The sequence below is a fragment of the Maritimibacter alkaliphilus HTCC2654 genome (genome assembly GCF_000152805.1).
GTDB classification, from domain to species: domain Bacteria; phylum Pseudomonadota; class Alphaproteobacteria; order Rhodobacterales; family Rhodobacteraceae; genus Maritimibacter; species Maritimibacter alkaliphilus.
The window spans coordinates 3,017,325-3,044,099 of the sequence record NZ_CH902578.1; the positions used below are offsets into that span (position 1 = coordinate 3,017,325).

Genomic DNA, 26,775 nt, shown 5'->3' on the forward strand with positions numbered 1-26,775 from the left:
GTCCTCGTTCGGCACCGCTCAGCGGTCTGCCAAGTCCTCTACCAGTTCGAAGTGCTCGAAGAGCAGCATCATGTTCTCGTCGAACCCGCCGTTGCGGGTGAAATAGGCCTCGTGGTCCCGCCGCCAGCCTGCGAGGTCGTCGTTCTCGCCCTCGGCCAGCGCCATCTCCTCGGTCACGTCCTTGAACGCCACCTCGTCCACCCGCACCGTGCGGATGACGAGGGCGGGGGTGCCGTCCCAGTTCATCGCGATGTCGCAGCGGCCCACCTTGGGGCGCGCGGCTGGGTCGGCTTCGAACTCCGACAGCCGCTCGCAGGTCGCGGTCTTTTCGCCCGCCCGCACGAGAGCGAGCAGGTCGTTACACAGCGCCTCGCTATCCCCGAAGGTGAAGTTGCCCGCACCGGGATAGGTCTGGTTCAGGTCTTCCATGTCGTCGGTCATGGTCACCCCTCGGCCCGTTCGGCCAGCGTTTCATATTTGCCCATACGGTAGAGCTTGATTTCGCGGACAAGGCGGATGGTCGGTTTGGCCGCGAAGCAGAACGAGCCGATCACGAAAAGCCACGTTGCGGCGTATTGCGTTGCGTCCGAGAAGAACAGGAACGAACCCACCACGAAACAGGCGGCGGCGATGAAGTCGACGACCGTGTAGGCGATCTCATACTTCGCATAGAGGTCGCGGGCGGCCTCGGACTGCTGTCGGTTTTCGTGTCGGAAGAGGGGCATGTGCCGTCTCCTGTTCAAATCGCTTGGAAATGTTTTCTAGAAGGGAACATTAGTCACAGGTTGATCCCGAGCTTTTCCGCAGCTTCTTGTTTGATGTAAGCCTTTGCCAAATCAAACATCATACCGAGGGTCGCACCGCCAAGTTTCGAGGCACCCTCCTTCGTTTTGTTCCAAACGGTGTCTGAGCGAACCGCTTCGAGATAGTCGTAGCCACTATTGGTCAGTCGGAAAGTGCCGTTTCCAACTTGCGTCATGAAACCTGCATCGCACAGGAGATTGATATGGCCGATGCGGGTCCGATCTGCTCTCGACGCCCCAAGAAACGAAGGTTCAACCAACAACCAGTCTTCAGCGGCTTCAAATTCGAAGAGCAGGCTTCGAATGAGTTCGTCGTCCCGTTTCACCGCGACAAGCCCCCCCGCATCGTCGGCATGTCCAGTGCTGCGAAGCCGTAGTGGCGCAGCCAGCGCAGGTCGCTGTCGAAGAAGGCGCGCAGGTCGGGGATGCCGTATTTCAGCATGGCGATCCGGTCGATGCCCATGCCGAAGGCGAAGCCCTGCCATTGGGTCGGGTCGACGCCTGCGGCCTCGAGCACCTTGGGGTGGACCATGCCGCTCCCGAGGATTTCCATCCAGTCGTCGCCCTGACCGACCTTGAGCTGGCCGCCCTCCCACGAGCAGCGCAGATCGACTTCCGCCGACGGCTCGGTGAACGGGAAGTGCGAGGCGCGGAAGCGCAGTTCCACCTCGTCCACCTCGAAATAGGCGCGGCAGAATTCCTCCAGCGTCCACTTGAGGTTGGCCATCGAGATGTCGCGGTCGATGGCGAGGCCTTCGACCTGATGGAACATCGGCGTGTGGGTCTGGTCGTAGTCCGAACGATAGACGCGGCCCGGCGCGATCACGCGGATCGGCGCGCCCTGCTTCTGCATCGCGCGGATCTGGACGGGGCTGGTGTGGGTGCGCAGTACGTGCGGCGGGCGATTGTCGCCCTCGGCACGGTGCATGAAGAAGGTGTCATGCTCCTGCCGCGCCGGGTGGTGCGGCGGGATGTTGAGCGCGTCGAAGTTGTGGAAATCGTCCTCGATCTGCGGACCCTCGGCCACGGCGAAGCCCATGTCAGCGAAGATCGTCGTCACTTCCTCGGTCACCTGACTGACCGGGTGGATCGTGCCGACGCGCCGGTCACGGGCGGGCAGGGTCACGTCGAGCCATTCGCCGCGCAGACGCTCGTCCAGCGCCGCATCTGCGAGGGCCGATTTCTTGGCGGCGAGGGCCGAGTTGATCTCGTCCTTCAGGGCGTTCAGCTTCGGCCCCTGCACCTGACGCTCTTCGGGCGTCATCTTGCCAAGCTCACGCATGGCCAGCGCCACTTCGCCCTTCTTACCTACGGCCTGAAGCCGGATGTCTTCGAGCGTGGCCTCGTCGGCGGCCCCGGCCACCAGTTCCAGATATTTCTGCCTCAGATCGTCCATCCCGGACCCCCTTGGTTTCGGTCGCCCTTCTGCTAGCACAGGAGGGAGTGTTTGCAAGCCGCTCCTCCGCCCGGCGGGCGACGTCGCATGCCATGAAACGAAAGAAGCCGCAGACCCCTGCGAGGTCCGCGGCTTCCTGAATTTCAACCCGGTGAGGGGTCTTACGCGAGCGCGGCCTTCGCCTTATCGACGATGGCACCGAACGCGTCGGGTTCGTTCACGGCGAGATCGGCCAGAACCTTGCGGTCCACTTCGATCCCGGCGGTGGCGAGGCCGTTGATGAATTTCGAGTAGGTCAGCGCCTCGTCATGCGCGCGCACGGCGGCGTTGATGCGCTGGATCCACAGCGAACGGAAGTTCCGCTTGCGGTTCTTGCGGTCGCGCGTGGCGTACTGGTTCGCCTTGTCGACGGCCTGCGTGGCGGTCTTGAAGTTGGTCGAGCGGCGGCCGTAGTAGCCTTTCGCGGCGTCGAGCACCTTCTTGTGGCGGGCGTGGGTCGTGGTTCCACCTTTGACTCGGGACATGGTCGTGCCTCCTCTTAGCGGTCGTAGGGCATCATCGACTTGACGATTTTCGCGTCAGGAGCCGACATGACAGTTGTCCCGCGTGCGTCGCGGATGAATTTCTTGTGGCGTTTGATCATGCCGTGGCGTTTGCCGGCCTGACCGCTGATCACCTTGCCGGTGGCAGACACCTTGAACCGCTTTTTGCAGCTCGATTTGGTCTTCATCTTGGGCATTTGCGTCTCCGTATATCTTTGACGTGACACGCGACTCGGCATGCCTCTCGAGCCGGCCGCGCTTGGAAATGCGGCGTATACGGGGGTTGGCCCCATCTGGCAAGGGGGATCAGAAGAAATAGTGGCCGATCACGTTGACGAAGGCCTCGGGCACGTCGGCAAGGCTGTAGCCGCCCGGTTTCTGCGTGATCGCATATCCGATCAGGCCCCCGCCCGCAACGATCAGCAGGGCCGAGACGCGCGGCGGGCGGCGGTCGATCCACGCGCCCATGGCGGACGGAATGGCGAGGGCGAGGATGATGACGCCGATCACCATGTATAGGTCAAAGGGCATGGCGCGCAGGGCCGTGAAAAACTGGGGTCATGGTCCCAGTTATTCAGGGTCGGTGGCGAAAATCAATCTTTCGGCGCAGGGGGCGACGCGCAGGATGTTGGTGGTGCCGGGCACGTTGAACGGCACGCCGGCGGTCACGACGATCTGGTCGTCCTCGGTCGCGATGCCCGAGGTGCGCGCCGCGCGGGCCGCCGCGACGACCGCCATCTTGAACCGGTCGATCCGCCCGGTCATGAAGCTTTGAACGCCCCACGACAGGCACAGGCGACGCGCCGTTCCGGTCAGCGGGGTGAGCGCGATGATCGGCACATGCGGCCGCTCGCGCGCGACCAGCAGCGCCGTGGTCCCGGATTGCGTGAAACAGGCGATGACCTTGATCTCGGTCGCTTCGGCGATCTCGCGGGCCGCCGAAACGATCCCGTCGGCGATGGTCGTGCGTTCCACGGTGCGCGAGCGGTCGATCACGTCGCGATAGGTCGGGTCGCTCTCCACCTCGACGGCCACGTTGTTCATCGTCGCCACCGCTTCGCGGGGGTAATTCCCGGCGGCGGATTCCGCCGAAAGCATGATCGCATCGGCCCCTTCGTAGATGGCGTTGGCGACATCCGACACCTCGGCGCGGGTCGGCACCGGGCTTTCGATCATCGATTCCATCATCTGCGTCGCGACGATCACAGGCTTCGCGGCGCGGCGGCAGGCATGGACGAGGCGCTTCTGAATCGGCGGCACGTTCTGGACGGGCAGTTCCACACCCAGATCGCCACGGGCGACCATGATTCCGTCCGAGGCGTCGAGGATGGCGTCGAAATCACGCACGGCGGAGGGTTTTTCGATCTTCGACAGAACCGCGGCGCGACCCTGCGCTAGGGCGCGGGCCTCTTCCACGTCGGCGGCGCGCTGCACGAAGGACAGGGCAAGCCAGTCGACGCCCAACTGGCAGGCGAATTCGAGGTCTTCCTTGTCCTTGGGCGACAGCGCGGCGAGGGGGAGCACGACGTCCGGCACGTTCACGCCCTTGCGGTCCGAAATCGTGCCGCCCACGATGACCTCGCAATTGGCGAAGTCGTCGCCGCATTCCTTGACCTTCAGGCGCATTTTGCCGTCGTTGACCAGCAGGGTCGATCCGACTTCCAACGCCTGAAAAATCTCCTTGTGGGGCAGGCAGACGCGATGGTTGTTGCCCGGCGCGGGATCGAGGTCGAAGCGGAACATGTCGCCCTCTTCGATATCCGCGGCTTCCGCGATGAATGTGCCGCAGCGCAGTTTCGGCCCTTGGAGGTCGGCGAGAATCGCGATCGGCCGTCCGGTTTCCTTCTCGACCTCGCGGATCGCGGCATGGCGGGCGCGGTGCTCGTCATGCGAGCCGTGGGACATATTGAGGCGGAAGACGTCCGCCCCCGCGTCGGACAGGGCGCGGATCATCTCGCGGGTGGAGGATGCGGGTCCGAGCGTCGCGACGATCTTGGTATTGCGGGAGCGTGTCATTGTGCCTCGTCTGTTTGCGGTAACAGTCGCATCGTCTGTATCCGGTGCCTTTGCCTATCGCAACGGCAACTGCTGAAATCGCGGGCAAAAAGCGGGCCTTTTGCTTTGCCTGCGTCTCCGCTACGCAGGTTTGGCGAAAATCACGACAGGCGCATGACGTATCACCCGTTTCACACCTTCGGCGAGGACCGGCCCGGCCGCTGGCTCGTCACCTGCGACCACGCGACGAACACCGTGCCCGCGGAGGTGGCGGGCGGCGACCTTGGCCTGCCGCCCGAAGACATGGCACGCCATATCGCGTATGATCCCGGCGCGGCGGGGGTGAGCCTTGCGCTGGCGGAACTTCTGGACAGCCCCTGCATCTGCTCGAATTTTTCCCGCCTTGTGATCGACCCGAACCGGGGCGAGGACGACCCGACGCTTCTGATGAAGCTTTATGACGGCTCGATCATCCCGGCCAATCGTCACGCGGGGCAGGCCGAGAAAGAGCGTCGGCTCAACTTGTGCTACCGCCCGTATCATCAGGAGGTCGCGCGGCTGGCCGCGCGGCAGGACGATACGATCTATGTCGCGATCCATTCCTTCACGCGCCAGCTTCGCGGCCGCGATCCGCGCCCGTGGCACATCGGCGTGCTCTATGCCGCGGACGAACGCTTTTCGGCCCCTCTGATCGAGCGATTGCACCGGGAAACCGATCTCGTCGTCGGCGCGAACGAGCCCTATGGCGGCCATCTGGACGGTGACAGCGTGGACCGGCACGCGACCCTTCATGGCCGTGCGAATGTGCTGATCGAAGTGCGCAACGACCTGATCGGGACCGACCAGCAGCAATACGACTGGGCCGCGCGCCTTGCCCCGATCCTTGAAGAGGTGCGGGCGAAGGCCGATCTTTGAGACATGATGGAGGACCGAATGGACGACCAGACCCGTATCGAACTTGAAGCCGCCGCGTTCCGCCGCCTGCGCCAGCACCTGATGGAGGATCGGCCGGATGTGCAGAACATCGACCTGATGAACCTTGCCGGGTTCTGCCGCAACTGCCTGTCGCGCTGGTATCAGGAAGCCGCGAACGAACGCGGGATCGACATGTCGAAAGACGAGGGGCGCGAGATTTTCTACGGAATGCCCTATGACGACTGGAAGGCCGGGAACCAGACCGAGGCGGGGCCGGACAAGCAGGCCGCCTTCGAGAAGGCTTTCAAAGAGAACGTCACCGACAAGTCCTGATCCTTTTTGCACAGAAACTGTGAGAACATCACGGGTTCTGTGCGCAATCGGGTGGGCTTATCTAGGTCGAAACGATCGGAGTTATCGCCATGGCACGTATGCCCACCTATTTCATCTCACACGGCGGCGGCCCCTGGCCGTGGATCGAAGACATGCGCCGCAACTTCGCGGTGCTTGAGAAAAGCCTCGCCGCCATGCCGGACGAGCTGCCGGAAACGCCGAAAGCGGTTCTGATGATCTCGGGCCACTGGGAAGCGGGCGAAGTGCGCGTCATGCACTCTGACAAACCCGGCATGGAATACGACTATTTCGGGTTTCCGCCGCACACATATGACGTGGTCTACCCCGCGCCCGGTGCGCCGGAGATCGCAGAGAAGGTCAAGTCTCTGCTGGATGAGGCGGGGATCGACGCCGTGCTCGACGACACGCAAGGGTTCGACCACGGCACATTCGTTCCGGCCTATATCATGTATCCCGAAGCCAAGGTGCCGGTGTTTCAGGTCTCGATGCTGAAGGGATACGACCCCGAAGCGCATTTCAGGATCGGCCGGGCGCTCGCCCCGTTGCGTGACGAGGGGGTGCTGATCGTCGGATCGGGCCTGAGCTATCACAACCTGCGCCGGTTCGGCCCGCAGGCCGAGGTGCCGTCCAAGGCCTTCGACGATTGGCTGGCGGACGCGTTGGGGCAAGCGCCCGAAAAGCGGACCGAGGCGTTGATCCACTGGGAAGATGCGCCCTACGCCCGGATCTGTCATGCGCAGGAAGATCACCTTGTGCCGCTCTTCTCCGCGCTGGGTGCGGCCGAGGACGGGACGGCCACGCGCGTCTACCACGAAGACGGGATCTTTGGCGGTGTCACGGCGTCGAGTTGGCGTTTCGACTGACCGATCCTTTGATTAAGACGAAAACGCCCGGCCGATGACCGGGCGTTTTTCTTGAAGCAGGTGGGTTCAGTAGACGTCGCCGTCTTTCACCTTTTTGGAAAAAGCCGTGGCGCCACCGTCGGCCAGAACGCGAGCCTGTTCGACCCAGCCGTCGCGGGTCACGCGGCCCTTGAACCCTTCGAGGTTGTCGTCGACCCATGACACTTCCGCCGGTGTCCACGCGGCGATCTGGTCGAAATGATAAAAGCCGAGCTTGTTCACCAGCGTTTCGAGCTTCGGCCCGATGCCCTTGATCTGCTTCAGGTCGTCCGCCCCGCCTTCGCGCGGCCCGTCGATGGTCGCTGGCTTGACGGCGGCAATCGGTGCCTGCGGCTGGTCCGGTTCGCGGGTGGGCACGACGGTCGGACCGCTGGTGCCGGACTCACTCCGCTCGAGCGACGCGACCTTGTCTTGCAAGCGCGCGATCTCGGCGGCCTGATCGGTGCCCGCCTCGCGGCAGGTGGCGAGTTCGGCACGCAAAACCTCGACCTCGCCGACCGCCGCAGTCGGCGCCTTGCGGCGACCCCACACGATCCATCCGACGATCAGGCCCAGAATGGCGGCGAGCACCAAGAGCACGACCATTTCGGTGATGAGAAAACCCCAGTTCTCGAACATTCGCCCCTCCTACTTGGGCCATTCGAAGGTCGTGCGCCGATTGGCCGCGCGCCCTTCTTCCGTATCGTTGTCGGCGATCGGCTCGGTCTCGCCGAACCCCAGCGCCTGCATTCGTCCAGCGGGCACGCCACGCGCGACAAGGGCATCGCGCACGGCATTCGCCCGCGCGACCGACAGCCGGTAATTTTCGTTGTCGTCGCCCTGGCTGTCGGTGTGCCCGCCAATCGTGACCCGCATTCCGATCTTGTCGGTGCAATGCAGGAGCAGCCCCGCCATGTCGTTGATGATGCTCATGGACGCGGTGTCGAGCTCGGCCGATCCCGTGACGAACTGGATCTGACGCCCCGCCTGCACCTGCGCCGCGGCATCGTTGCAGGCCTGCTTGGAAATCTCGAAGTCGTAGACCGGAAGCCAGTATCCTGCCGAGGCCACCTGATCCGCCCCGGTCGCACGGTTGGTGCGCGTCACCCAGTCGTCCGGCGCGTCGCCGGCGGTGATCTCTATTCTGGCGTCGTCCCCAAGGGTGGCGCGAAGCTCCGACGTGACATAGCCGGGGTCAAGACCCGGCGAGGCGACGCCGGTCGCGATGATCTGGCCCCCTTCGTCGCGCAACGACAGACGTTCAAGGTCGGGCAGAAGGCCGGGAAGGTCGGACAGCCTTTCGGGAAGCGCGGCATCCATGCCGAAGGTGGTGGTGGTGTCGCCCGCGATATCGGTGAAACCGAGCGCCTCGGCCATTGCGGGCGCATCGAAGTTTTCGGGCACGGTTCCAAAGGCCGAAAGACCTTCGCCTGCGTCGTAGATCAGTTCGAACGACACGACGCCGGTGTCGAGCACGTCGACCGAGACGACCCGGTCGATCCCTTCGGGCAGGGCGTTCAACGCGGTGGTGGCGGCCTTCGCCTCGCGCGGGGTGGCGGCGGTGCCCGACAGGATCGCGGTCATGCCGGTCAGCGCGAAACTGCCCTCGTCCAGCGGCCCCAGCGCGTCGACGCCCGCGCCCACGATCTCGGTCCAGCCTTCGGGCGCTCCTGAGGCGAGGGGCAGGTCCATCGCACCTGTCGCGCCATGTCCAGCCGCGACTTCGGCCTGCGCCGCGCTGGGCGCCGAGCCGGTCAGGGAGAGCGACCCGTCGATCCCCTTGGCCAGGGCGGTTTCATAGGGGTCGGCCACGGGTAGGACATCGACATCGTCCGAGCGCACCACACGCCGCCCTTCGACCGCGTCGAGCGAGGCGACGATGTCGATCAACTCGTCCTCGGTGTCGGCCGTTCCGGTCAGCGTGATGTCGCGGCCCGACACCTCGACCCGCATCGGGTGTATCGCACCCGTGACGACACCTTTCGCGGCGACTTCGACCTCGTCTTCGATGGTCCGTGCCTGATGGCTGCTGCCCCACCATGCCAACCCGGCGATACCGGCCACGAACAGGACCAGACCCAGCAATATCCGCATTTCATTCCCCCGTTCGGGTGTTTTCCCCCGGTGTGGCACCACAAGGCCGCATGCGGCCCAATGGTTCAAGGAAAAACAGGGTCAGATCGCGGCGTTGCGGCTTTCTTCAAGGTAGATTTCGCGCAGGCGGGCGGCCACGGGGCCGGGTCTGCCGGTGCCCACGGTCGCGCCGTCCACTTCCACCACGGGCATGACGAAGGTCGAAGCCGAGGTGATGAACGCCTCGTCCGCGTTCTGCGCTTCTTCGATGGTGAAGGGCCGTTCTTCGACCTTCATCTGCGCTTCGGCGGCAAAGCGCAGCACGGCGGCGCGGGTGATCCCGTGCAGGATGTCCGTGGACAACTGCCGCGTGATGATCGTGCCGTTCTTGACGATATAGGCGTTGTTCGACGTGCCTTCGGTCACCGCGCCGTCTTCGACCATCCAGGCATCATCCACGCCCGCCTTCTTCGCCATCATCTTGCCCATCGACGGGTACAAAAGCTGCACCGTCTTGATGTCGCGGCGGCCCCAGCGGATGTCTTCGATCGAGATCACCTTGATGCCCTGTTTGGCCACCGGGCTGTCCGCCAGCCCCGGCTTGTTATGAGTGAACAGCACGACGGTCAGCGGCGTGTCTTCGGGCGGAAAGGCGAAGTCGCGGTCGCCCGGCGCGCCGCGCGTGACCTGCAAGTAGATCATCCCTTCGTCGATACCGTTCTTGGCGACCAGTTCGCGGTGAATGGCGAGCAGATCGTCGGCACTCATCGGCATGGCCATATCGAGTTCGGTCAACGACCGCTCCAGCCGCTTGGCGTGGCCGTCGAAGTCGATCAGCTTGCCGCCCAGAACGCTCGTCACCTCGTAGACGCCATCGGCCATCAGGAACCCACGGTCGAAGATCGAAACCTTGGCCTCATCTTCCGGCACGTAGTCCCCGTTCACGTAAACGATGCGGCTCATGGCTGTCTCCTAACCCCAGAGGCCGGGGGTGGGCGGGTGCACACCGGCCTCGTCGAATTTCAACGGTTCGTCGCGGTCTTGGGCGAGAAGCAGCGGGCCGTCAAGGTCCGTCACCATCGCGCCCTGCGCCACGACCGTCGCGGGGGCCATGGCGAGCGAGGTGCCGACCATGCATCCGACCATGATCCGGTAGCCATCGGCGAGAGCGGCCTCGCGCAGGCGCAGCGCCTCGGTCAGCCCGCCGGTCTTGTCGAGCTTGATGTTGATGACGTCGTATTTTCCCTTGAGCGCGGCCAGCGTCGAACTGTCGTGGCAGGACTCGTCGGCGCAGACGGGCAGGGGGCGCGCGATCTCGGCCAGCATGTCGTCCTCGCCCGCGGGGAGGGGCTGTTCCACCAGCGCGACGCCAAGGCGCACCATGTGGGGCGCAAGATCGGAATAGACCTCGGTGCTCCAGCCCTCGTTCGCATCCACGATGATCCGCGACTTGGGTGCGCCGCGCCGCACGGCTTCGAGTCGCGCCATGTCGTCGGCAGTGCCGAGCTTGATTTTCAGGAGCGGCCGATGCGCGTGCTTGCGCGCTGCCGCTTCCATCGCGTCCGGCTCGCCCAGCGACAAGGTATAGGCGGTGATCTCCGGTCCCGGCCTGGGCAGGCCCGCCAAGTCCCACACCCGCTTGCCAGCGCGCTTGGCCTCCAGATCCCACAACGCGCAGTCCACGGCGTTGCGGGCGGCCCCGGCAGGCAGAAGCGACTGCAACACTCTGCGGTCGAAATCCTCCGGCAACCCCTCGACCTCGGCGCTGACGCTCGCGATGGTCTCATTGTAGCGCGCATAGGGCACGCATTCGCCCCAGCCCTCGGCGCGGCCATCCGACACGCGCACCGTCACGACCTCGGCCGCCGTCTTGGAGCCGCGCGAGATGGTGAACACCTCGGCCAGTGGGAAACTTTCGGACGTCACCGACAGGCGCATCGCGTCCTCCTTCTCTGTTTCCGGAAACCTCGGGGGTGCGGGGGCAGCGCCCCCGCCTTGGTCCGGGGCTTCAGCCCCGGAAACTACCCCATCGCCGCCAGCGCATCCACCAGCTTGGCCGATCCGAAGCGGTAGGGGTCGGTCGCAGGCAGGCCCAGACGCTCTTCTACCTCGGCAAGGTATGCCTTGGCCTCGTCCTCGCCCATGTGCTGCGTGTTGACCGAGATGCCGACGACCTCGCAGGCCGGGTTGCCCACGCGGGCCAGCGGCAGGGCGGTGTCGCGCAGGGTTTCCAGCGACGGGGGCTGATAGCCGGGCAGGCCGCGCATGTGATCGCGCGTCGGCTCATGGCACAGGATCAGCGCATCGGGTTGTCCCCCGTGAATCAGCGCCATGGTCACGCCGGAGTAACTGACGTGGAACAACGACCCCTGACCTTCGATCAGGTCCCAGTGGTCGTCATCGTTGTCGGGCGTCAGCCATTCGATCGACCCGGCCATGAAATCCGCGATCACGGCGTCGAGCGGCACGCCGTCGCCGGTGATGAGGATGCCCGTCTGGCCCGTGGCGCGGAAGGTCGATTTCATGCCGCGCTCGCGCATCTCGGCGTCCATCGCCATGGCGGTGTACATCTTGCCGACCGAGCAATCCGTTCCGACGGCGAGGCAGCGTTTGCCACTGCGCTTCTCGCCGTTCGCGATGGGGTATTTGACCGACGGAACGCGCACGTCGTGCAGGGTCTGCCCGGTCGCCTTCGCCACGGCCACGAGGTCTTCCTCATCGCGCAGCAGGTTGTGAAGCCCGCTCGCCAGATCGAAGCCTTCTTCGAGCGCGGCGATCAGGACCTTTTTCCAAGCCTGACTGATGACGCCACCCCGGTTCGCGACGCCGATGACGAGTGTCTTGGCGCCAGCTTCCTTGGCTTCGGCAAGTGTCATGTCGGGCAGTTTCATGTCGGCCTTGCATCCGTCCATGCGGAATTGACCGACGGCGTTCTCGGGGCGCCAGTCCTTGATGCCCTGCGCCACTTTCGCGGCAAGGGGGTCGGGCGCATCGCCGAGGAATAGAAGATATGGTGTCTGGATCATGTGTCACTAACTCACGAGTGTCGCGTTTGATCCCAGATTTGCATGCTGCGTCTGCGAAATGCTCCCGATTCTTGCGTCAGTCGTCTCGTGATTGGGAGAAAACATGGATATGGCGCAAATCTTGCGCAGAATATCCCGCGGATCGCCCGATCAATCGTCAAAGGGACGCACAATGGCAATGAAACGCCCAAGTTCGATTCTGTGGTCTTTGGCACTCAATTGGTTCCCAGTTCCCGCCTGCCTCTGCCTGACCGAGCGAAAACTGCCCAAGACCGAACTTCGGATGGTTCGAAAATGCTGCGGGTGCGAAAAACATGGTTGAAGGCCGCCGCGCAATAATCTAACCGGAAAGGCGACAAAAACGAAACGACGTTGCGAGGCCTCATGTCCTTCCGTATCCAACCCGCCGCTCCCGCCCGCCCGAACCGCTGTCAGCTCTTCGGCCCCGGCTCGAACACCAAGCTGTTTGCGAAAATGGCCGCGTCGGACGCGGATGTCATCAACCTCGACCTCGAGGATTCGGTGTCGCCGTCCGACAAGGACACCGCGCGCGCCAATGTGATCGAGGCGATCAACACGGTGGACTGGGGCAAGAAAACCCTGTCGGTGCGGATCAACGGGCTCGACACCCCGTATTGGTACCGCGACGTGGTCGATGTGCTGGAACAGGCGGGCGACCGTCTTGACCAGATCATGATCCCCAAGGTGGGCTGCGCGGGCGACATCTACGCGGTCGATGCGCTCGTCACGGCAATCGAACGTGCGAAGGGTCGCGAAAAGCCCATCGACTTCGAGGTCATCATCGAAAGCGCCGCCGGCATCGCCCATGTGGAAGAAATCGCTGCGGCCTCCCCCCGCCTCGTCGCGATGTCGCTGGGGGCAGCGGATTTCGCCGCCTCGATGGGTATGGCCACGACCGGGATCGGCGGCACGCAAGAGAACTACTACATGCTGCATGAGGGCCAGAAGCACTGGTCCGATCCGTGGCATTGGGCACAGGCGGCCATTGTCGCGGCCTGCCGGACGCACGGGCTTTTGCCGGTCGATGGACCGTTCGGCGACTTCTCGGATGACGACGGTTACATCGCGCAGGCCCTGCGGTCCGCGACCCTCGGCATGGTCGGCAAATGGGCGATCCACCCCAAGCAGATCGCGTTGGCGAACAAGGTTTTCACCCCGTCCGAGGCGGCGGTGGCGGAAGCGCGCGAAATCCTCGCCGCGATGGAAGAGGCCAAGCGCACCGGCGCCGGGGCGACCGTCTACAAAGGGCGCCTTGTCGATATCGCTTCGATCAAGCAGGCCGAAGTGATCGTCAAACAGTCGGAGCTGATTGCCGGGTCGTAACATGCAGGCACCCGCGATAGGGTGCTCACATGCGGATCCTGATCCTCACTTACGGCTCGCGCGGTGACGTCCAGCCCTTTGTGGCGCTCGGGCGGGCACTCGTCGCACGCGGGCACGAGGTCACGCTTGGCACCGCGCGTAGGTTCGAGACGTTCGTGCGCGAGGCCGGACTGGGATTCGCCCCGATGTCCGACGCCATGCTGAACCTTCTGGATACCGAAGCCGGGCGCGACATGATGGAATCGACCCAAGGCGTGCTCCAGTCGCTGAAATGGACGGTGATGCTGACCCGCACGGTCGGACCGGCCCAAGCCGAACTGATCGGCGACAGCTGGGCGGCGGCCGAGGCGGTGGACCCGGACCTGATCGTTTTCCATCCCAAGACCTACGCCGGGCCTCACATCGCGGAAAAGCGCGGCATCCCAGCGGTCCTTGCGATGCTGGTGCCGATGATGGTGCCGACGGGCGAGCGGCCGAACGTCGGCTTTCCCGATACCGGCTGGCAGTGGTGGAACCGGTTCTCCTATCGCTTCGTCAACCGGACCATGGCGTTTTCCGCCGGGCGGCACGTGCGCGAGATGCGGGCCGAGCGCGGATTGCCGAAGCAGCGGCGTTTCGATCTGTTGCGCGACAGTCGGGGGCGGATGCTGCCGGTGTTGAACGCGGTCAGCCCGTCGGTTCTGCCAGCCCCGCGCGACTGGCCGGACGAGGCGGTGATGACGGGCTACTGGTTCACGGACCACGGCGACTGGACACCGCCCGACGAACTCGCCGCATTTCTGGAGGCCGGGCCGCCGCCGGTCTACGTCGGGTTCGGGTCGATGGCGGGCCGCTCGCCCGGGCGGCTGGCAAAGGCGGTGATCGAGGCGCTGACCCGGACCGGAATGCGTGGGATCATCGCGACTGGCTGGGGCGGGCTGAAACCGGCGGACCTGCCGGACACCATTCACAAGATCGAAGGTGCGCCGCACGACTGGCTGTTTCCCCGCATGGCGGCGATCGTGCACCACGGCGGCGCGGGCACGACGGCGGCAGCGATCCGGGCGGGCAAACCTCAGGTTGTCGTCCCGTTCTTCGGGGATCAGCCGTTCTGGGGCAAGATCATGGCCCAACACGGCGTCGCACCCGACCCCATCGCGCAAAAATCACTGACGGCGGACAATCTGGCCGAGGCCCTGCGCCGCGTGACAGGCGACCCTGCCATGGCGCAGGCCGCCGAGGCGCTTGGCGCGGCGGTGCGGCAGGAGGACGGTCTGAAACGTGCGGTCGAGGTGATCGAGGCCGCCTAGGCCGGTTTCACCGGCTGGCGCAGGATGGTCTTGAGCTTCTCCGGCGCGGTGCGCCCCGGGTTCGACAGGTAGACCTCGTGATGCGGCCCGGCGAAGGTGACGCCAGCTTCCGGCATCAGTTCGTCGTGCAGTTCCGCAAGCTTCGGGGCCTCGTCGGCGTAGGGGCCGATGTGGAGCATCTGAAAGCAATCGCCCTCATCGATGATCTCGAGCCGGACCTCGTTACGGCGCGGGCCGGGTTTCGCAGACTTGCGGGCGGCGTCGAGAAAGGTCGCGTCGATGAAGTCCGGCATCCGTATCATGGCCTGCCATTCCCATTCATCCCGCCGACCTTGCACGAAAGCGGTCGGGTCCGCGGCCCACCACTGGGTCGACAGCGGTGGAATGGTGAAATCGCGCCCTTCGGCCTTGGCGGCGAATTTCATGGCATAGGCCAGCGGATAGAGCGCGGACATGGCTTCGGCATAGGCCGGGCCTTCGGGCGCGCCCTTGCCGGTGATCGCGAGGTAGGGAATGGGCGGCAGGGTCAGCCTTTGCCAAACACCGGGCTTGCCGCCGTAATAGGCTTTGTCCGACTTGCGGATTTCGAGTTTCGCGGTCATGCCGCCCTCCTGTGCCATGTGAGTGCCCGCGCGATGAGCGGGGCGAGCGCGTCGTTGTCGATGTCGGCGTCCTGCGCGAACAGGACGGCCCGGTTACCCTCGGTTTCGAACCGCCCGCCGGTCATGGCGCGAAAATCCGAAATCAGCGAGGTGCGGCAATGCGCATAAAGCGCGAAGCCGCCGGTCGCGGGGGTGCCGAGCCGCAGGGTCGAGCCATGCGGGGCGAGATAGGCGGGCTGACCCCACCGCAGCGCCTCGGTCACGGGGCCGGCGCTGGTGGTTTCGGCCACCGCGAAGATCAGACCGCGCAGATGCAGAATGCCCCGCCTCGCGCCCGCCGGGGCCGCATCGAACGCGGCCCGCACGTCGTCGGGCATCGGTGTCATAGGAGCGGCACGCCGATGAGCGTCACCAGATCGTCCGGGGCCGTGTTCATGGGGGTGTTGACGTATAGCTCGAACGGAGGCGCCTCGCGCGGCATTTCACCCGCAGTCGCGAGCCACTCGCCGAACAGGTATTTATAGGCCTGCGCGAGACCCGTGTAGGGCCCGGTATGGGTCAGGATGGCGTGCTTGCCGCCCTCCAGCCGGACTTCCCTGAGCGGCGGTGTGATCTCGGCGGCCTCGTCCATCTCGAACCCGGCGGCGGATCTCAGATCTTCGGCGGCCCCGTTTTCCGGGTCGTCGAAATAGATGCCGAGCATTGCGCCAAGATGCGGGCCAAGGCCGCGCGCCATGACCGTCGATCCGGCCTTTTCGAAGGCTTCGCCGATCTGGATATAGGGGCCACGGTGGTCGATCACGCCAAGCCTGCGAGCCGGCTGATCTTCGATCTTTACGTCATACATCTGCGTCTCTCCCGATGTGCCAAGTCGCAGGGGAGGGACCGGCTGGGCATGCGCGCGAAACTCGGACGGGGTGCGCCCGAATGCGTCGCGGAAACTGCGCGAAAAGCTGCGCGCGTTGTCGTAACCCATCTTCGCCGCCACTTCCGCCACCGGGGCATCCGACGACAACAGTTCCAGCCCGGCGCGGTGCAGGCGTACACGGCGGATGAAATGGGCCACGGGTTCCCCGGTGACGGCGGTGAAGACCCGGTGGAAATGGAAACGCGACAGCGCGGCCACATCCGCGAGCGTATCGAGCGACAGGTCGCCGTCGAGATTGTCGTAGACGTAATCCAGAACCCGGAGCAGTCGTTTCTCGTAATCGTTCGCCATTCCGGTCGATCTCCCTTGCCCCGTCTTTCTGCCATCGGGCGAGGTCACAAATCTTGCCGAGTTGCAATTCGCCCCCGTGAAACCTTATATCGGCCCAAACTGTCCGGCGAGGCGCGCGTATGACCAAGAACTATCTCGACTTCGAAAAACCGCTCGCGGAAATCGAGGGGAAAGCCGAAGAGTTGCGCGCGATGGCGCGGGCCAACGAAGAGATGGATGTGAAGGGCGAGGCCGAGGCGCTCGACAAGAAGGCCGAGCAGATGCTCGTGGACCTCTACAAGAACCTCTCGCCCTGGCGGAAATGTCAGGTCGCGCGCCACCCGGAGCGGCCCCACTGCAAGGACTACATCGACGCGCTGTTCACCGAATACACGCCGCTGGCCGGCGACCGGAACTTTGCCGACGACCACGCCGTCATGGGCGGTCTGGCGCGGATGGGCGACATTCCGGTGATGGTGATCGGGCACGAAAAGGGCCACGACACCAAGTCGCGGATCGAGCGTAACTTCGGGATGGCCCGGCCCGAAGGGTACCGCAAGGCGATCCGGCTCATGGATCTTGCCGACCGTTTCGGCCTGCCGGTGGTGTCGCTCGTCGACACGCCCGGTGCCTATCCGGGCAAGGGCGCCGAAGAACGCGGGCAGTCCGAGGCGATTGCACGCTCGACCGAAAAATGCCTGTCGCTGAACGTGCCGCTGGTGTCGGTCATCATCGGCGAGGGCGGTTCCGGCGGGGCCGTGGCCTTTGCCACAGGCAACACGGTGATGATGCTGGAACACTCGGTCTATTCGGTCATTTCGCCCGAGGGCTGCGCGTCGATCCTGTGGAAAGACGCCGAGAAGATGCGCGAGGCCGCCGAGGCGCTGCGCCTGACCGCCCAGGACCTCAAGAACCTCGGTGTGATCGACCGGATCATTTCCGAGCCGGTGGGCGGTGCGCATCGCGGTGTGGGTCAGACCATCGCCGCTGTGGGCCATGCCATCGAGGCGGAGCTGAAGGCGCTGGGCAAGAAAAAGCCGGGCGAGCTCAAGACCTCGCGGCGTGAGAAGTACCTCAAGATGGGGTCGCAGGGTCTGGCGGCCTGACGCCAGGCTCATCCGAGCCGCTGGCCCGTCTTCGCCCATGCCTGCCCGCGATGAGCCGCTGTCAGGCGCGCGAAGAGCGTGTCACCACAGCGTGTCCTTCGCGCGCTCACCCCATTCAAGGTCATAGGTCGCCCCGTCGAACGCGCCGCCGGTCACGTCGCGCAGCATGTCGCCCACGCTCGGCAGGCCCTCGGCATCGTTCCGGTCCCACAGCCCCGCCCGCAGAACGGCGCGTGCGCATTGGGAATAGACCTCGCGAATCGTCACCACGATCACCGACTTGGGATTGCGCCCGTTGTGCTCGAACCGCCCGGTCAGTGCCGGGTCGTCCGTCAGCACCGCCGTGCCGTTCACGCGCATCACGTTCATCGACCCCGGCACCATGAACATGAGCGACACCCGCCCGTCGCGCACGATGTTGCGGAGCGTGTCGAGCCGGTTGTTACCCTTCCAGTCGGGGATGGCGAGCGTGCGCGCATCCAGTTCCAGCGCCACCGGCCCATCCTCGCCGCGCGGGCTGGCATCGGTGCCTTCCGGCCCGACCGTCGAGACGATGCAGAACCGCGACGCGGCAATCCATGCGCGGTAGCTGGGCGTGAGCCGGTCGGTGACCTTGATCGTCGCGGGTTCGGAGGGCTTCGCGGGATAGAGCGCCTCGAGCGCCGCGATGGTTTCAATCACCTTCATAGCTGTCCGGGTCGAACCCCGCCTCGCGCATCAGCCGGTCGGAGTTCTTTTCGACCGTCTCCTCCAGCACCGCCTGAAACGTCTCGATCGGCAGCCCCGGTTCGATCGCGGGCAGAAATTCGAGCACTGCCGTGCCCGGGTATTTGGTGATCCCGTTCTTTTTCCAGAACACGCCCACGTTCGTCGCCGCCGGAATGCAGCGTTGTCCGCTTTCGGTGTAGATAACGCCGGAGCCGATCTTGTAGGGCTTCTTCGCCCCCGCCGCGACGCGGGTGCCTTGCGGAAAGATGATGAGCTGACCGGGGCGGGACGCGCCGCTGGCGACATCGGCCATCATCTGCTTCACCGCTGCACCACGTTTGCCGCGATCCACGGGGATGCAGCCGATGGCCTTGGCGAAGTAGCCGAGCACGGGGGCGTAGACCAACTGCTTCTTCATGATGAACTTCGGGCGCGGCACGGCCGACACGATCAGGATGATGTCGAAAAAGCTTTGGTGTTTCGAGCAGATCAGAACCTCGTCCGTCGGCACCTCGCCGCGGATTTCGGATTTCAGCCCGATGACCCATCGCGCGAGGAACCGGACCACAGCGGTGTAGTGGCTTACGGCCGTATAGGCGTAGTCGCGGTCGATGAGCGTGAGGAAAAAGTAGATGACCCCCATCACCCCCATCGCGCCATACATCAGCCCGGCGAAGAGGATCGAGCGGATGAACTGGATGGCCTGCATCAGGTCAACTCCCGCAGCGTGCTGTTGGCGGCGGCGCGCGTGGCGGCAAAGGCCACGATGGCCGCGAGCAGCGGAATAGCGAAGGGCAGGGCCCAATGCCAGCCCTGGAAGCCGAGACCGGTCAGGAACTGGCCCCCGATGTCGGCGGACGGCAAGAGCAGGATGGCGATCATGCCGACGATCATGCCGACGCTCGCCCCGATCAGCGCACGCAGGGTGAACCGGCGCACGAAGGCCCCCGCGATGTAGCTGTCGCGCGCCCCGACGAGCCGAAGGACGTGGATCACCTGTGCGTTGGCCGCCAGTGCCGCGTTGGCGGCAAGCGTAATCATTGCCGCCGTCGTCAGCGTGATGAGCAGGATCGAGATCGCGCCCAGCCCGCGCAGGCGTTTGGCCGCGCGCACCAGCGGGTCGCGCCAGCGGGTGTGATCGTCGAGCACGGCCCCCGGCGCTTCACCGGCAAGGCGTTGGCGCAGCCCCTCGGCGTCGTAGCCGTCGCCTTCTTCGATCACTTCGATCAGCCGGGGGATCGGCAGCGTGTCGAGCGGAAGGTCCGGGCCGAACCACGGTTCGAGCAGCGCGCGCTGTTCCTCGTCGGTGAGAACACGCGCATCCGCGATGCCCGGTGTCGTGCGAAGCACGTCCATGACGGCGATCACCTGCTGGTCCACCTGACCCTCGGGCGCCGACACGCGGATGGTCGACGATTGGGCCAGCGCATCGCCCCATTGCTCGGCCAGACGCCCGGTGGCGAGCGACAGGGCCAGCGCGAATACGGCGAGAAAGGCCATGGCACCGGACGCGAACAGGGTCAGGCGCGCCGTGAAGCCGGTCGGCGGCACCACCCGGTCGGCCTGCGCATCGCCCGTGAGAAGCGTCAGGAAGCTGGCGAAACGCGAGATCACAGGTCCGCCCCCGCCAATTGCAGCCGCCGGTCGGAAATCCGCAGCACCCGCGCCTGAACCTGTGCTTTCGCTTGCCGGATGAGGTTCATGTCATGGGTCGCGATCATCACGGTCTTGCCCATCCGGTTCAGTTCAATGAGCAGGCGCAACAGGCGCAGCGACATCTCCCAGTCCACGTTGCCCGTGGGTTCGTCCGCCAGAATGACCTCGGGCGACATGATGACGGCGCGGGCGAGGGCCGCGCGCTGGCGTTCGCCCCCCGACAACTCGGGCGGCAGCGCCTCCATCTGATCCTGAAGCCCGACCCAGCCCATCAGGTCCGACAGGTCCTGAAGCTCGGTATCGCGACCCGACACCATCAGGGGCAGGGCCACGTTCTCGATCACCGTCATGTGGTCGAGGAACTGAACGTCCTGATGCACGACGCCGATCCTCCGCCGGGCCTCGGCCACGTCGTCGCGTGTCATCGTGCGCACGTCATGGCCGAAGAGCGCCGCGCGGCCCTGCGTCGGCACAAGCGCCCCGTAGCACAGCTTCATCAGCGTGGTTTTGCCCGCGCCCGATGGTCCGGTCAGGAAGTGGAACGACCCCGGCGCCAGCTTGAGCGACACGTCGGACAGAAGCGGCCCGCCCCCGCTGTAGCCGTAGGAGACTTCCTCGAATTCGATCACCGCCCCGCCTCTCTTTCTTCGGAACCGTTTTGCCCCACGGTGTGAATTGTTTCAATCTCGGGATTGCAAAGGTTTGATTTTCCGGGCTTTGCTTCGCATAGTGGCGCAAACGGGTGGACCGGGCGACCGGGGAATACGAAGGACAGGGCGAGGTTACAGGTCATATGCGGCTGGTATGCCCGAATTGCGGTGCGCAGTACGAGGTCGACGATCGCGTGATCCCCGAGGGTGGACGCGACGTTCAATGCTCGAATTGCGGTCACGCATGGTTCCAGCGCAGCGCGAACTGGCAGGAGCGTGCGCCGGATCACGACCCCGACGCCGCACTGGCCGCGCCCGAAAACACCCACGACAGCCAGACCGCCCCGGACGAAGACGACTGGGGTGACGAGCCGGAAACACCCGCTCCGGCCCGGCCTCGGCGCGAGCTCGACGACGGGGTCCGGGACATTCTCGCCGAAGAGGCGCAGCGCGAAATGGCCGCGCGCGCCCATGAGGGCGGGACGGTCGAGACGCAGGGCGAACTGGGTATCGAGGATTACGGCGACCCGGAAGAGGAACGTCGCCGCATCGCCCGTGAACGGATGGCCCGGATGCGCGGCATCGAAGAGGGCGAGACGCTTGAGCCCGAGGTCGCGCCACCGCCTCCCCCCGGCCCGCAGGCGCGTCGGGACATGTTCCCCGATATCGACGAGATCAACTCGACCCTCGATACACCGGACAGTGCCAAGCCGAAACCGAAGCGAACGCCGCGACCGGCTGCCGACAAGGACAAGGGCCGCGAACCGCGCGGGGGGTTCAGCCGTGGATTTTCGATTGTGGTCCTGCTGGTCGCCATCGCTTTTGGGCTTTACGTCTTCGCGCCCAGGATCGTGGAGCTTTTCCCCGGACTCACGGACACCATGGTCGCCTATGTCGATCTCGTGAACCGCCTGTTCGGCTGGATCGAAGGGCTGATGCAGGGTGTCGTCGACAAGCTCGAGGATGCGGCGGGCGAGGGCTGATCGTCACCACCTGAACAAGAAAAAGGGTGCCTTTTGGGCACCCTTCGTCGTTTCTCGGTTCGCTCATGTCAAACGGGGAGCAGGATGTCCGCGAAAAATGCCGACAATTCGTCGTAGCCATCCAGCGGCAGCACATGGGCGACATACTGGTCCGGGCGGACGACAATCATGCAGCCCTTGTCGCGGTCGATGCCACGCATCTCGTAGATGTCGCCCAACCCCTTGTGGTCGAGGCAGAAGACCTTTTCGTAATCCTGCAAGCCAAGCGGGCCCTTGATCGGTTTCAACAGCGACGGCATCTTCTCATACGCCATCTTGTCGAACGTGGTCTGAAAGATCGCGCGCAGGTCGATGACGGCGTCGATACCCTCGTCCTTGCGGGTGTGGCGCACAATTGGCGAGGCCGGGTCGCTCTCCAGCCAGTCGGCCAGCTTGTGCAGCGCCGAACCCGGCTCCGACGTGTCCTCCTTGCCGCCGAAGGCATAGATGCGCCAGCGCCCGTCCGCCTCGGCGGCATGGCCCAACTGCATCTGCATCGCATCCGACACCCGCACGACAAGGGCCGAGTGGAACCTGCGCCCGATCTCCTCCCCCGTGGCCAGCGCCTGATGGGTCGCCGCGCCCGTCACCCGCGACGGGTCGTACTTGACGGCGAGCCCCCCGGTGAACTCGAGGTTCTCGATGAAATGCTTCTGGATGCGCGGCATGTCGGTGCCGTCCAATTCGCTCTCCCCTGGAGGCGCCGACATGATGCGCGCCCATTTGTGGTCGGTCTCGACCAGCCGCTTGGCCTCGGTCAGCCGCTCGGCGCGGTAGGTGTGCAACAGGCTCGGATCGGACCGCCCCGTCAGCACATGCGCCAGCTTCCAGCCCAGATTGAACGTATCCTGCATCGACACGTTCATGCCCTGACCCGCCTTCGGGCTGTGGGTATGGCAGGCATCGCCCGCCGTGAAGACGCGCGGATTGCGCGTGGCACGGTCCTCGGGCGGCACGTCGTCGAAGGTCTCGGAAATCCGGTGCCCGATCTCGTAAACCGACCACCACACCACCTCTTTCACGTCGAGCGTGTAGGGGGTGAGGATGCGCTGGGCCGCCGCGATCATATGATCCTGCGTCAGGTTGCGCGCCGACACCCTTTCGTCGGGGTTCAGCTTGTCGAGTTCGACATACATGCGGAACAGGTAGCCGCCTTCGCGCGGCAGGATCAGGACGTTGCCTTCGGATTTCGACGCGATCAGGCACTTCTGGCGCACGTCCGGGAAATCGGTATTGGCGAGAATATCCATCACGCCCCAGGCCTGATGCGCCGCGTCCCCTTCCAGTTTGCCGCCGATGGCGGTGCGCACCGACGACCGCGCCCCGTCGCAGCCGACGACGTAGTTCGCCCGCACCACATGGGTTTCGCCCGCGTTGATCCCGGTGTTCTCAAGGATCACGGTCACCGGATGATCCTCGGTCGTGGTGTCGATGGTCAGGTCCTTCACCTGCCAGGAATAATCAGGCACGTTTCGGGCCGCCGACTTGCGCGCGACGTCGAGGAACAACTCGTGCACCCGCGCCTGATTGATGAGCGTGTGCGGCATTTCGGAGGAATCGTCGGCCACGTCCTGCACCCGCCCGATCCGCTTGATATGGCCGGGGTTCGCGGTGTCAGGCACCCAGAAATTCGTCTGGTTCACCCAATAGCTCTCGCGCTTGACCTTCTCGCCGAAGCCGAAGGCCTGAAACATCTCCATTGTCCGGGTGTTGATGCCGTCCGCCTGACCCTTCTCGATCGGGCCGGGTTTGCGCTCGACCAGCATGGTGTCGATCTCGGGAAACTGCGAAAGCTGCGCGAACAGGCAGGTGCCCGCGGGGCCGGAGCCTGCGATCAGCACGTCGACCTTGTCGGGCAGGGGGGCGAAGGGCGCGCGGTCGCGCCGTCCGGGCGCCGCCTTTTTCAGGTCCGGGTCACCGCCGCGAAAGCCGTCTTCGTAATACTGCATGGTCCATCCTCCTCTCGCGGCGCGGGTCGCACCGACCGTCTGGCAAATTAATATCTATACTTATCATTTTCCGTCAAGGAAAAATAAGTATACATATCATATCGGCCAAGCTACTGTCTTTGCGATGGTTTCGGGCGAGGAGGGCCGGGGATGGAAGCACAAGGCATGGCCGGGCACCTGATTCGACGCCTCAATCAGGTCTCGACGCAGGTCTTCACCAAGGGGATGCAAGCGGCGGGGTACGACCTCACCTCGGTGCAGTTCGCCGCGATGGACGCGATCCGCGAGGAACCGGGGATCGATCAGGCCACGGTCGCCGCGAAAATCGCCTATGACCGCGCCACCATCGGCGGCGTCATCGACCGCCTCGTCCAGAAAGGGCTGGTCGAACGCACGATCTCCAAACGCGACCGCCGCGCCCGCGAAGTGCGCCTGACGCTTGCGGGCGAAACGCTCTTCGCCGACATCCTGCCGCTCGTGCGCGCGCTTCAGGCCGACATTCTGCCGGGCCTAACCGAGGATCAGCGCGCCACCTTTCTGGCCCTGGCGCATCAGGCGGTCGCTACTGCCGAAAACGCCGCGCAATCCGGCGACTGACGCGTCCCTCTTCTCTGGTCCGAAAATACCTCGGGGGGTGCGGGGGGCTGGCCCCTCGCCTTGGTCGGGTCGCGCCAGGGCGCGATCCGAAACTCAGAACAGGTCCAGCAGTCGTTCGATGTAGTCGCGTTCGACCTGCGGGCGCTCTGTTTCACCCGACCGGCGACGCAACTCTTCCATCAGTTCCTCGGCCCGGCGATAGACGTCTTCGCCATCGGCGAGCGGGCTGTCCGACGACAGCGCCCCGCGCTCGCCCGCCTCGCGACCCAGCGGGTCACGCTCGTTGCCCTGCGGCCCACCGCGGTTCGCGCTTTGCTCGCCGCCCTGCTGGCCTTCCTGCTGTTGCTCGGCCTCGCGCCGCATCGCGTCTTCGAGGTTGCGCATCCCTTCGCGCATTTCCTCCATCGCATCCGCCTGACGGTCGAGCGCACCCGAGGTGTCGCCCCGTTCCAGCGCCTCGGCGGCTTCGTCCATCGCGCGGCCCGCGCGGTCCAGCGCGTCGCGTGCCGCTTCGCCCTCTTCCGTGCCGGCACCGGGCAGGTTGTTGCGCTGGCGTTCCAGTTCGCGCTCCAACTGCCGCTGGCGCTGCGACAGGCTGCCCTGAAGGTCGCTCTGACCTTCCTGCGTGCCCTGCTGGCCCTGTCCCGGCTGCCCCTCACCGGGCTGGTTCTGCCCCATCTGGTCGCCGTTCTGACCTTCCTGGCCCTGCTGTCCTTGCTGTTGCCCCTGCTGCTGGCCCTGTTGGCCCTGCTGTCCTTCCTGCTCCTGAAACGTCTCGTCGGACAGGTCGCGCTGGTTGCGCAGGGTCTCCTGCAAGCCGCGCATCGCCTGTTGTCCCGGCGACTGCTGGCCCTGACCCTGCTGTTGGGTCATCTGCATGTTTTCCATCATCTGCTGGAGCATCTGGAGCATCTGCGCCGCTTCCTCGGTCCGGCCCTCACGCATCAGTTCCTCGATGCGGTCCATCATCTCCTGCAAATCCTGCTGGGTCGTCTCCATCGTGTTGTCGCCCTGATCGGGCTGATCCAGCTGGTTCTCGGGCGGCTGCGCGTTCTGCGCCAACTGCTCCATGTAGTCGCGCATCGCCTCGCGCAACTCGTCCATCAGTTCCGACAACTCGTCCGGGGTCGCGCCCTGCCGCATGGCTTCCTGCAACCGTTCCTGCGCCCGGCGCAGCCGTTCGAGCGCGTCGTTCAGAGCGCCTTCCTCCAGTTCGATGGCGAGATCCCAAAGTGCCTGAGCCACCTCGTCCCGCACCGACGGGTTCAGGTCTTCTTCTTCCAACGGACCCAGCGAGGCGCGCAGCATCTCGGCCTGCTCGGCCTTGGGGAAGAAATCCTCCGGGCGGTTCGAAATCGCGCGCAGGATGCGGGCCGACGCCGCAGCGTTGTCCGTGGTCCAAAGGATGTCACGGCGCATCTCGATCACGGCCTGAGCGATGGGGTTCAGAAACCGGCGGCCCGGCAACACGATGTCGAACGGGGTGCTGGTCCCGGTCTGGCCCGCCGCGTCGGTCGCGGTGAACGTCACCGAAACCGGCAGTTCCGCCCAGGGGTGCTGCGCGAAGTTTTCGACCAGAAGCTCCTCGACTTCCGAGCGGTCGCCGCGGAAGGGCATCGGCAGATCGACCAGGATCGGCTCGCGCGGTTCGGGTTCTGCGGCTAGGCCGAAGGTGCGGTCGACGCTCGGCATGTCGATGGTGACCTGCGCCGTGCCGGTGGCCACACCGTAATCGTCGGTCGCGCGGAAGCCCTGACGCATCTCGCCCGCGAGGGTGCGGGACAACTCGCCCGACACCTCGATGGCCGGGTCCGCGTCGTCGATCGCGCTCACCTGCCATTCGTCATCGCCAATGGTGAGTGTGCCGTCGGTGTCGATGGTGAACAGGCGCGTCGGCACCGGCTCGGTCGGCGGTTCCTCCGACCATGTCTCGGTGATCTCGATTTCGTCGACCTTGCCGTAAAGGCGCAGGGTGACGCGCGAGCCTTCGGGCACTTGAAGCGTGCCGGGGGCCTGATCGCCAAGGTAAAGCGTGGGTTTCCCGGTGTAGGACGGCGGTTCGACCCAGCCCTCCCAGCTTGCCTGTGCGACCTGATCGCCACCCGCGCCGGGGATCATGGCGGTCAGCCCCGGACCCGCGGCGCGCACGCCGAAGAGCAGCGCGACCGCGAGGGCGGTGAGCGCGATGAGGCGGATGGCATAGGGATCGCGCGGGGCGAGGTCGGCCCGGGGTGCCTGACCCTTGGCGGCGTCCAGCTTGGTCGCCATGCGCGCAAGATGCGCCTCCCACACGGCGCGCGAGCCGAGGTCGGTTGCCCCGACGGCCTGTGCATCGGCCAGCGCCGCGATGGGCGCGCCGGGGAGAGAGGCGTCGAGACGCGCCATCGCGTCGATCTTGGTGGGGGCCCGGTATCGGGCGAAGCCCAGAACCAGCGTTGCGATCCCCGCGATCACCACAAGCCCCGCGACGACCTGCGTGACCAGCAGCGGCGCGATAGCGGCAAGGCCGGACAACGCCCATGCGAGGGCGAGGAACAAGACTGTGGCAAGGGGCCAGAACGCGCGTGTCAGCCGTTCGACGAACAGCCCCGCCCATGTCAGGCGGAGCGGGCGTTTCACGCGCGCGGCGGCGGCTTCGGGGAGATTGTCGTAACGCTCCATCGGGGCCT

The 26,775-nt window shown here is 65.2% G+C and carries 30 protein-coding genes; 8 read left to right on the top strand and 22 right to left on the bottom strand.

Features of this window, described 5'->3' with window-relative positions; translation table 11 throughout:
* Positions 1-18: 18 nt before the first annotated feature.
* The 8 genes from RB2654_RS15740 to pyk form a co-directional block, all read right to left on the bottom strand.
* A complete protein-coding gene (locus RB2654_RS15740; RefSeq protein ID WP_008333650.1) occupies positions 19-441 on the bottom strand; it encodes an ASCH domain-containing protein in 423 nt (140 codons plus the stop codon).
* Positions 442-443: 2 nt separating this feature from the next.
* On the bottom strand, positions 444-725 hold the full coding sequence (locus RB2654_RS15745) for a YrhK family protein (RefSeq protein ID WP_008333651.1): 282 nt from the start codon (positions 723-725) through the stop codon (positions 444-446).
* Between the two features lie 53 nt (positions 726-778).
* A complete protein-coding gene (locus tag RB2654_RS15750; RefSeq protein ID WP_008333652.1) occupies positions 779-1,129 on the bottom strand; it encodes a DUF2513 domain-containing protein in 351 nt (116 codons plus the stop codon).
* A complete protein-coding gene (pheS, locus tag RB2654_RS15755) occupies positions 1,126-2,199 on the bottom strand; it encodes a phenylalanine--tRNA ligase subunit alpha (protein ID WP_008333653.1) in 1,074 nt (357 codons plus the stop codon). Before pheS ends, RB2654_RS15750 begins: the two co-directional genes overlap by 4 nt.
* 161 nt (positions 2,200-2,360) lie before the next feature.
* Complete coding sequence (rplT, locus tag RB2654_RS15760; protein ID WP_008333654.1) at positions 2,361-2,723, bottom strand: 50S ribosomal protein L20; 363 nt, start codon at positions 2,721-2,723, stop codon at positions 2,361-2,363.
* 14 nt (positions 2,724-2,737) lie between these two features.
* Positions 2,738-2,938, bottom strand: a complete 201-nt coding sequence (gene rpmI, locus RB2654_RS15765; protein ID WP_008333655.1) for a 50S ribosomal protein L35 — start codon at positions 2,936-2,938, stop codon at positions 2,738-2,740.
* 109 nt (positions 2,939-3,047) lie between these two features.
* Positions 3,048-3,272: a hypothetical protein gene (locus RB2654_RS15770; RefSeq protein WP_040885099.1), complete on the bottom strand. Its 225-nt coding sequence runs from the start codon at positions 3,270-3,272 to the stop codon at positions 3,048-3,050.
* Between the two features lie 39 nt (positions 3,273-3,311).
* Positions 3,312-4,757: a pyruvate kinase gene (gene pyk, locus RB2654_RS15775; RefSeq protein WP_008333657.1), complete on the bottom strand. Its 1,446-nt coding sequence runs from the start codon at positions 4,755-4,757 to the stop codon at positions 3,312-3,314.
* 153 nt (positions 4,758-4,910) lie between these two features.
* Here pyk and RB2654_RS15780 point away from each other — a divergent pair, with 153 nt between their 5' ends.
* The 3 genes from RB2654_RS15780 to RB2654_RS15790 all read left to right on the top strand — a co-directional run bounded on the left by RB2654_RS15780 (position 4,911) and on the right by RB2654_RS15790 (position 6,868).
* A complete protein-coding gene (locus RB2654_RS15780) occupies positions 4,911-5,651 on the top strand; it encodes an N-formylglutamate amidohydrolase (RefSeq protein WP_008333658.1) in 741 nt (246 codons plus the stop codon).
* An 18-nt stretch (positions 5,652-5,669) separates the two neighbouring features.
* The gene (locus tag RB2654_RS15785) at positions 5,670-5,984 is read left to right on the top strand and encodes a DUF1244 domain-containing protein (RefSeq protein WP_040885100.1); all 315 of its coding nucleotides are present in this window, start codon (positions 5,670-5,672) and stop codon (positions 5,982-5,984) included.
* Between the two features lie 89 nt (positions 5,985-6,073).
* A complete protein-coding gene (locus tag RB2654_RS15790) occupies positions 6,074-6,868 on the top strand; it encodes a DODA-type extradiol aromatic ring-opening family dioxygenase (RefSeq protein WP_040885102.1) in 795 nt (264 codons plus the stop codon).
* A 66-nt stretch (positions 6,869-6,934) separates the two neighbouring features.
* Here RB2654_RS15790 and RB2654_RS22960 read toward each other — a convergent pair whose 3' ends face one another.
* The 5 genes from RB2654_RS22960 to dgcN form a co-directional block, all read right to left on the bottom strand.
* Entirely contained in the window at positions 6,935-7,525 is a 591-nt protein-coding gene (locus tag RB2654_RS22960; protein WP_008333662.1) for a helix-hairpin-helix domain-containing protein, read from the bottom strand.
* A gap of 9 nt (positions 7,526-7,534) precedes the next feature.
* Positions 7,535-8,980, bottom strand: a complete 1,446-nt coding sequence (locus tag RB2654_RS24035) for an OmpA family protein (protein WP_008333664.1) — start codon at positions 8,978-8,980, stop codon at positions 7,535-7,537.
* An 81-nt stretch (positions 8,981-9,061) separates the two neighbouring features.
* The gene (locus RB2654_RS15805; protein ID WP_008333667.1) at positions 9,062-9,922 is read right to left on the bottom strand and encodes a D-amino-acid transaminase; all 861 of its coding nucleotides are present in this window, start codon (positions 9,920-9,922) and stop codon (positions 9,062-9,064) included.
* A 9-nt stretch (positions 9,923-9,931) separates the two neighbouring features.
* Positions 9,932-10,897: an N-acetyl-D-Glu racemase DgcA gene (dgcA, locus tag RB2654_RS15810; RefSeq protein ID WP_008333669.1), complete on the bottom strand. Its 966-nt coding sequence runs from the start codon at positions 10,895-10,897 to the stop codon at positions 9,932-9,934.
* A gap of 83 nt (positions 10,898-10,980) precedes the next feature.
* Entirely contained in the window at positions 10,981-11,985 is a 1,005-nt protein-coding gene (gene dgcN, locus RB2654_RS15815) for an N-acetyltransferase DgcN (RefSeq protein ID WP_008333686.1), read from the bottom strand.
* A 384-nt stretch (positions 11,986-12,369) separates the two neighbouring features.
* Between dgcN and RB2654_RS15820 the strand changes: the two genes are divergently transcribed.
* Both RB2654_RS15820 and RB2654_RS15825 read left to right on the top strand, forming a co-directional pair.
* Positions 12,370-13,329 (top strand): L-malyl-CoA/beta-methylmalyl-CoA lyase, encoded by a 960-nt coding sequence (locus RB2654_RS15820; RefSeq protein ID WP_008333688.1) that lies wholly within the window; start codon positions 12,370-12,372, stop codon positions 13,327-13,329.
* 29 nt (positions 13,330-13,358) lie between these two features.
* The gene (locus RB2654_RS15825) at positions 13,359-14,618 is read left to right on the top strand and encodes a glycosyltransferase (protein ID WP_008333689.1); all 1,260 of its coding nucleotides are present in this window, start codon (positions 13,359-13,361) and stop codon (positions 14,616-14,618) included.
* Here RB2654_RS15825 and RB2654_RS15830 read toward each other — a convergent pair.
* Genes RB2654_RS15830 through RB2654_RS15840 form a run of 3 tightly spaced genes read right to left on the bottom strand, consistent with a single transcriptional unit; the run spans position 14,615 to position 16,439 of the window.
* Positions 14,615-15,220: a GyrI-like domain-containing protein gene (locus tag RB2654_RS15830; RefSeq protein ID WP_040885103.1), complete on the bottom strand. Its 606-nt coding sequence runs from the start codon at positions 15,218-15,220 to the stop codon at positions 14,615-14,617. The two genes, RB2654_RS15825 and RB2654_RS15830, sit on opposite strands and share 4 nt — an antisense overlap.
* Positions 15,217-15,606, bottom strand: coding sequence for a DUF1801 domain-containing protein (locus RB2654_RS15835; RefSeq protein ID WP_008333692.1), 390 nt, complete (start codon positions 15,604-15,606; stop codon positions 15,217-15,219). The genes RB2654_RS15830 and RB2654_RS15835 overlap by 4 nt, the downstream gene beginning before the upstream one ends.
* The gene (locus tag RB2654_RS15840; protein WP_008333693.1) at positions 15,603-16,439 is read right to left on the bottom strand and encodes an AraC family transcriptional regulator; all 837 of its coding nucleotides are present in this window, start codon (positions 16,437-16,439) and stop codon (positions 15,603-15,605) included. The genes RB2654_RS15835 and RB2654_RS15840 overlap by 4 nt, the downstream gene beginning before the upstream one ends.
* A gap of 119 nt (positions 16,440-16,558) precedes the next feature.
* Between RB2654_RS15840 and RB2654_RS15845 the strand changes: the two genes are divergently transcribed.
* Positions 16,559-17,524 carry an acetyl-CoA carboxylase carboxyltransferase subunit alpha gene (locus tag RB2654_RS15845; RefSeq protein WP_008333694.1) on the top strand — a complete coding sequence of 322 codons (966 nt, stop codon included), beginning with the start codon at positions 16,559-16,561 and terminating at the stop codon, positions 17,522-17,524.
* An 81-nt stretch (positions 17,525-17,605) separates the two neighbouring features.
* Here the strand turns inward: RB2654_RS15845 and RB2654_RS15850 are convergent, their stop codons facing one another.
* From RB2654_RS15850 to RB2654_RS15865, 4 genes are read right to left on the bottom strand one after another with little or no spacing between them, the layout of a single operon-like run.
* Positions 17,606-18,211 (bottom strand): pyridoxamine 5'-phosphate oxidase family protein, encoded by a 606-nt coding sequence (locus tag RB2654_RS15850; protein ID WP_008333695.1) that lies wholly within the window; start codon positions 18,209-18,211, stop codon positions 17,606-17,608.
* Positions 18,198-18,941: a lysophospholipid acyltransferase family protein gene (locus RB2654_RS15855; RefSeq protein WP_008333696.1), complete on the bottom strand. Its 744-nt coding sequence runs from the start codon at positions 18,939-18,941 to the stop codon at positions 18,198-18,200. The genes RB2654_RS15850 and RB2654_RS15855 overlap by 14 nt, the downstream gene beginning before the upstream one ends.
* A complete protein-coding gene (locus RB2654_RS15860; RefSeq protein WP_008333701.1) occupies positions 18,941-19,846 on the bottom strand; it encodes a cell division protein FtsX in 906 nt (301 codons plus the stop codon). Before RB2654_RS15860 ends, RB2654_RS15855 begins: the two co-directional genes overlap by 1 nt.
* Positions 19,843-20,517, bottom strand: a complete 675-nt coding sequence (locus tag RB2654_RS15865) for a cell division ATP-binding protein FtsE (protein ID WP_008333703.1) — start codon at positions 20,515-20,517, stop codon at positions 19,843-19,845. Before RB2654_RS15865 ends, RB2654_RS15860 begins: the two co-directional genes overlap by 4 nt.
* A 113-nt stretch (positions 20,518-20,630) precedes the next feature.
* Here RB2654_RS15865 and RB2654_RS15870 point away from each other — a divergent pair, with 113 nt between their 5' ends.
* Positions 20,631-21,521, top strand: coding sequence for a zinc-ribbon domain-containing protein (locus RB2654_RS15870; RefSeq protein WP_008333705.1), 891 nt, complete (start codon positions 20,631-20,633; stop codon positions 21,519-21,521).
* 68 nt (positions 21,522-21,589) lie between these two features.
* Here the strand turns inward: RB2654_RS15870 and RB2654_RS15875 are convergent, their stop codons facing one another.
* Complete coding sequence (locus RB2654_RS15875; RefSeq protein ID WP_008333706.1) at positions 21,590-23,509, bottom strand: FAD-dependent monooxygenase; 1,920 nt, start codon at positions 23,507-23,509, stop codon at positions 21,590-21,592.
* Between the two features lie 150 nt (positions 23,510-23,659).
* Between RB2654_RS15875 and RB2654_RS15880 the strand changes: the two genes are divergently transcribed.
* Positions 23,660-24,106 carry a MarR family winged helix-turn-helix transcriptional regulator gene (locus RB2654_RS15880; RefSeq protein WP_008333707.1) on the top strand — a complete coding sequence of 149 codons (447 nt, stop codon included), beginning with the start codon at positions 23,660-23,662 and terminating at the stop codon, positions 24,104-24,106.
* 93 nt (positions 24,107-24,199) lie between these two features.
* Here the strand turns inward: RB2654_RS15880 and RB2654_RS15885 are convergent, their stop codons facing one another.
* Entirely contained in the window at positions 24,200-26,767 is a 2,568-nt protein-coding gene (locus RB2654_RS15885) for a TIGR02302 family protein (RefSeq protein ID WP_008333708.1), read from the bottom strand.
* Positions 26,768-26,775 lie beyond the last annotated feature (8 nt).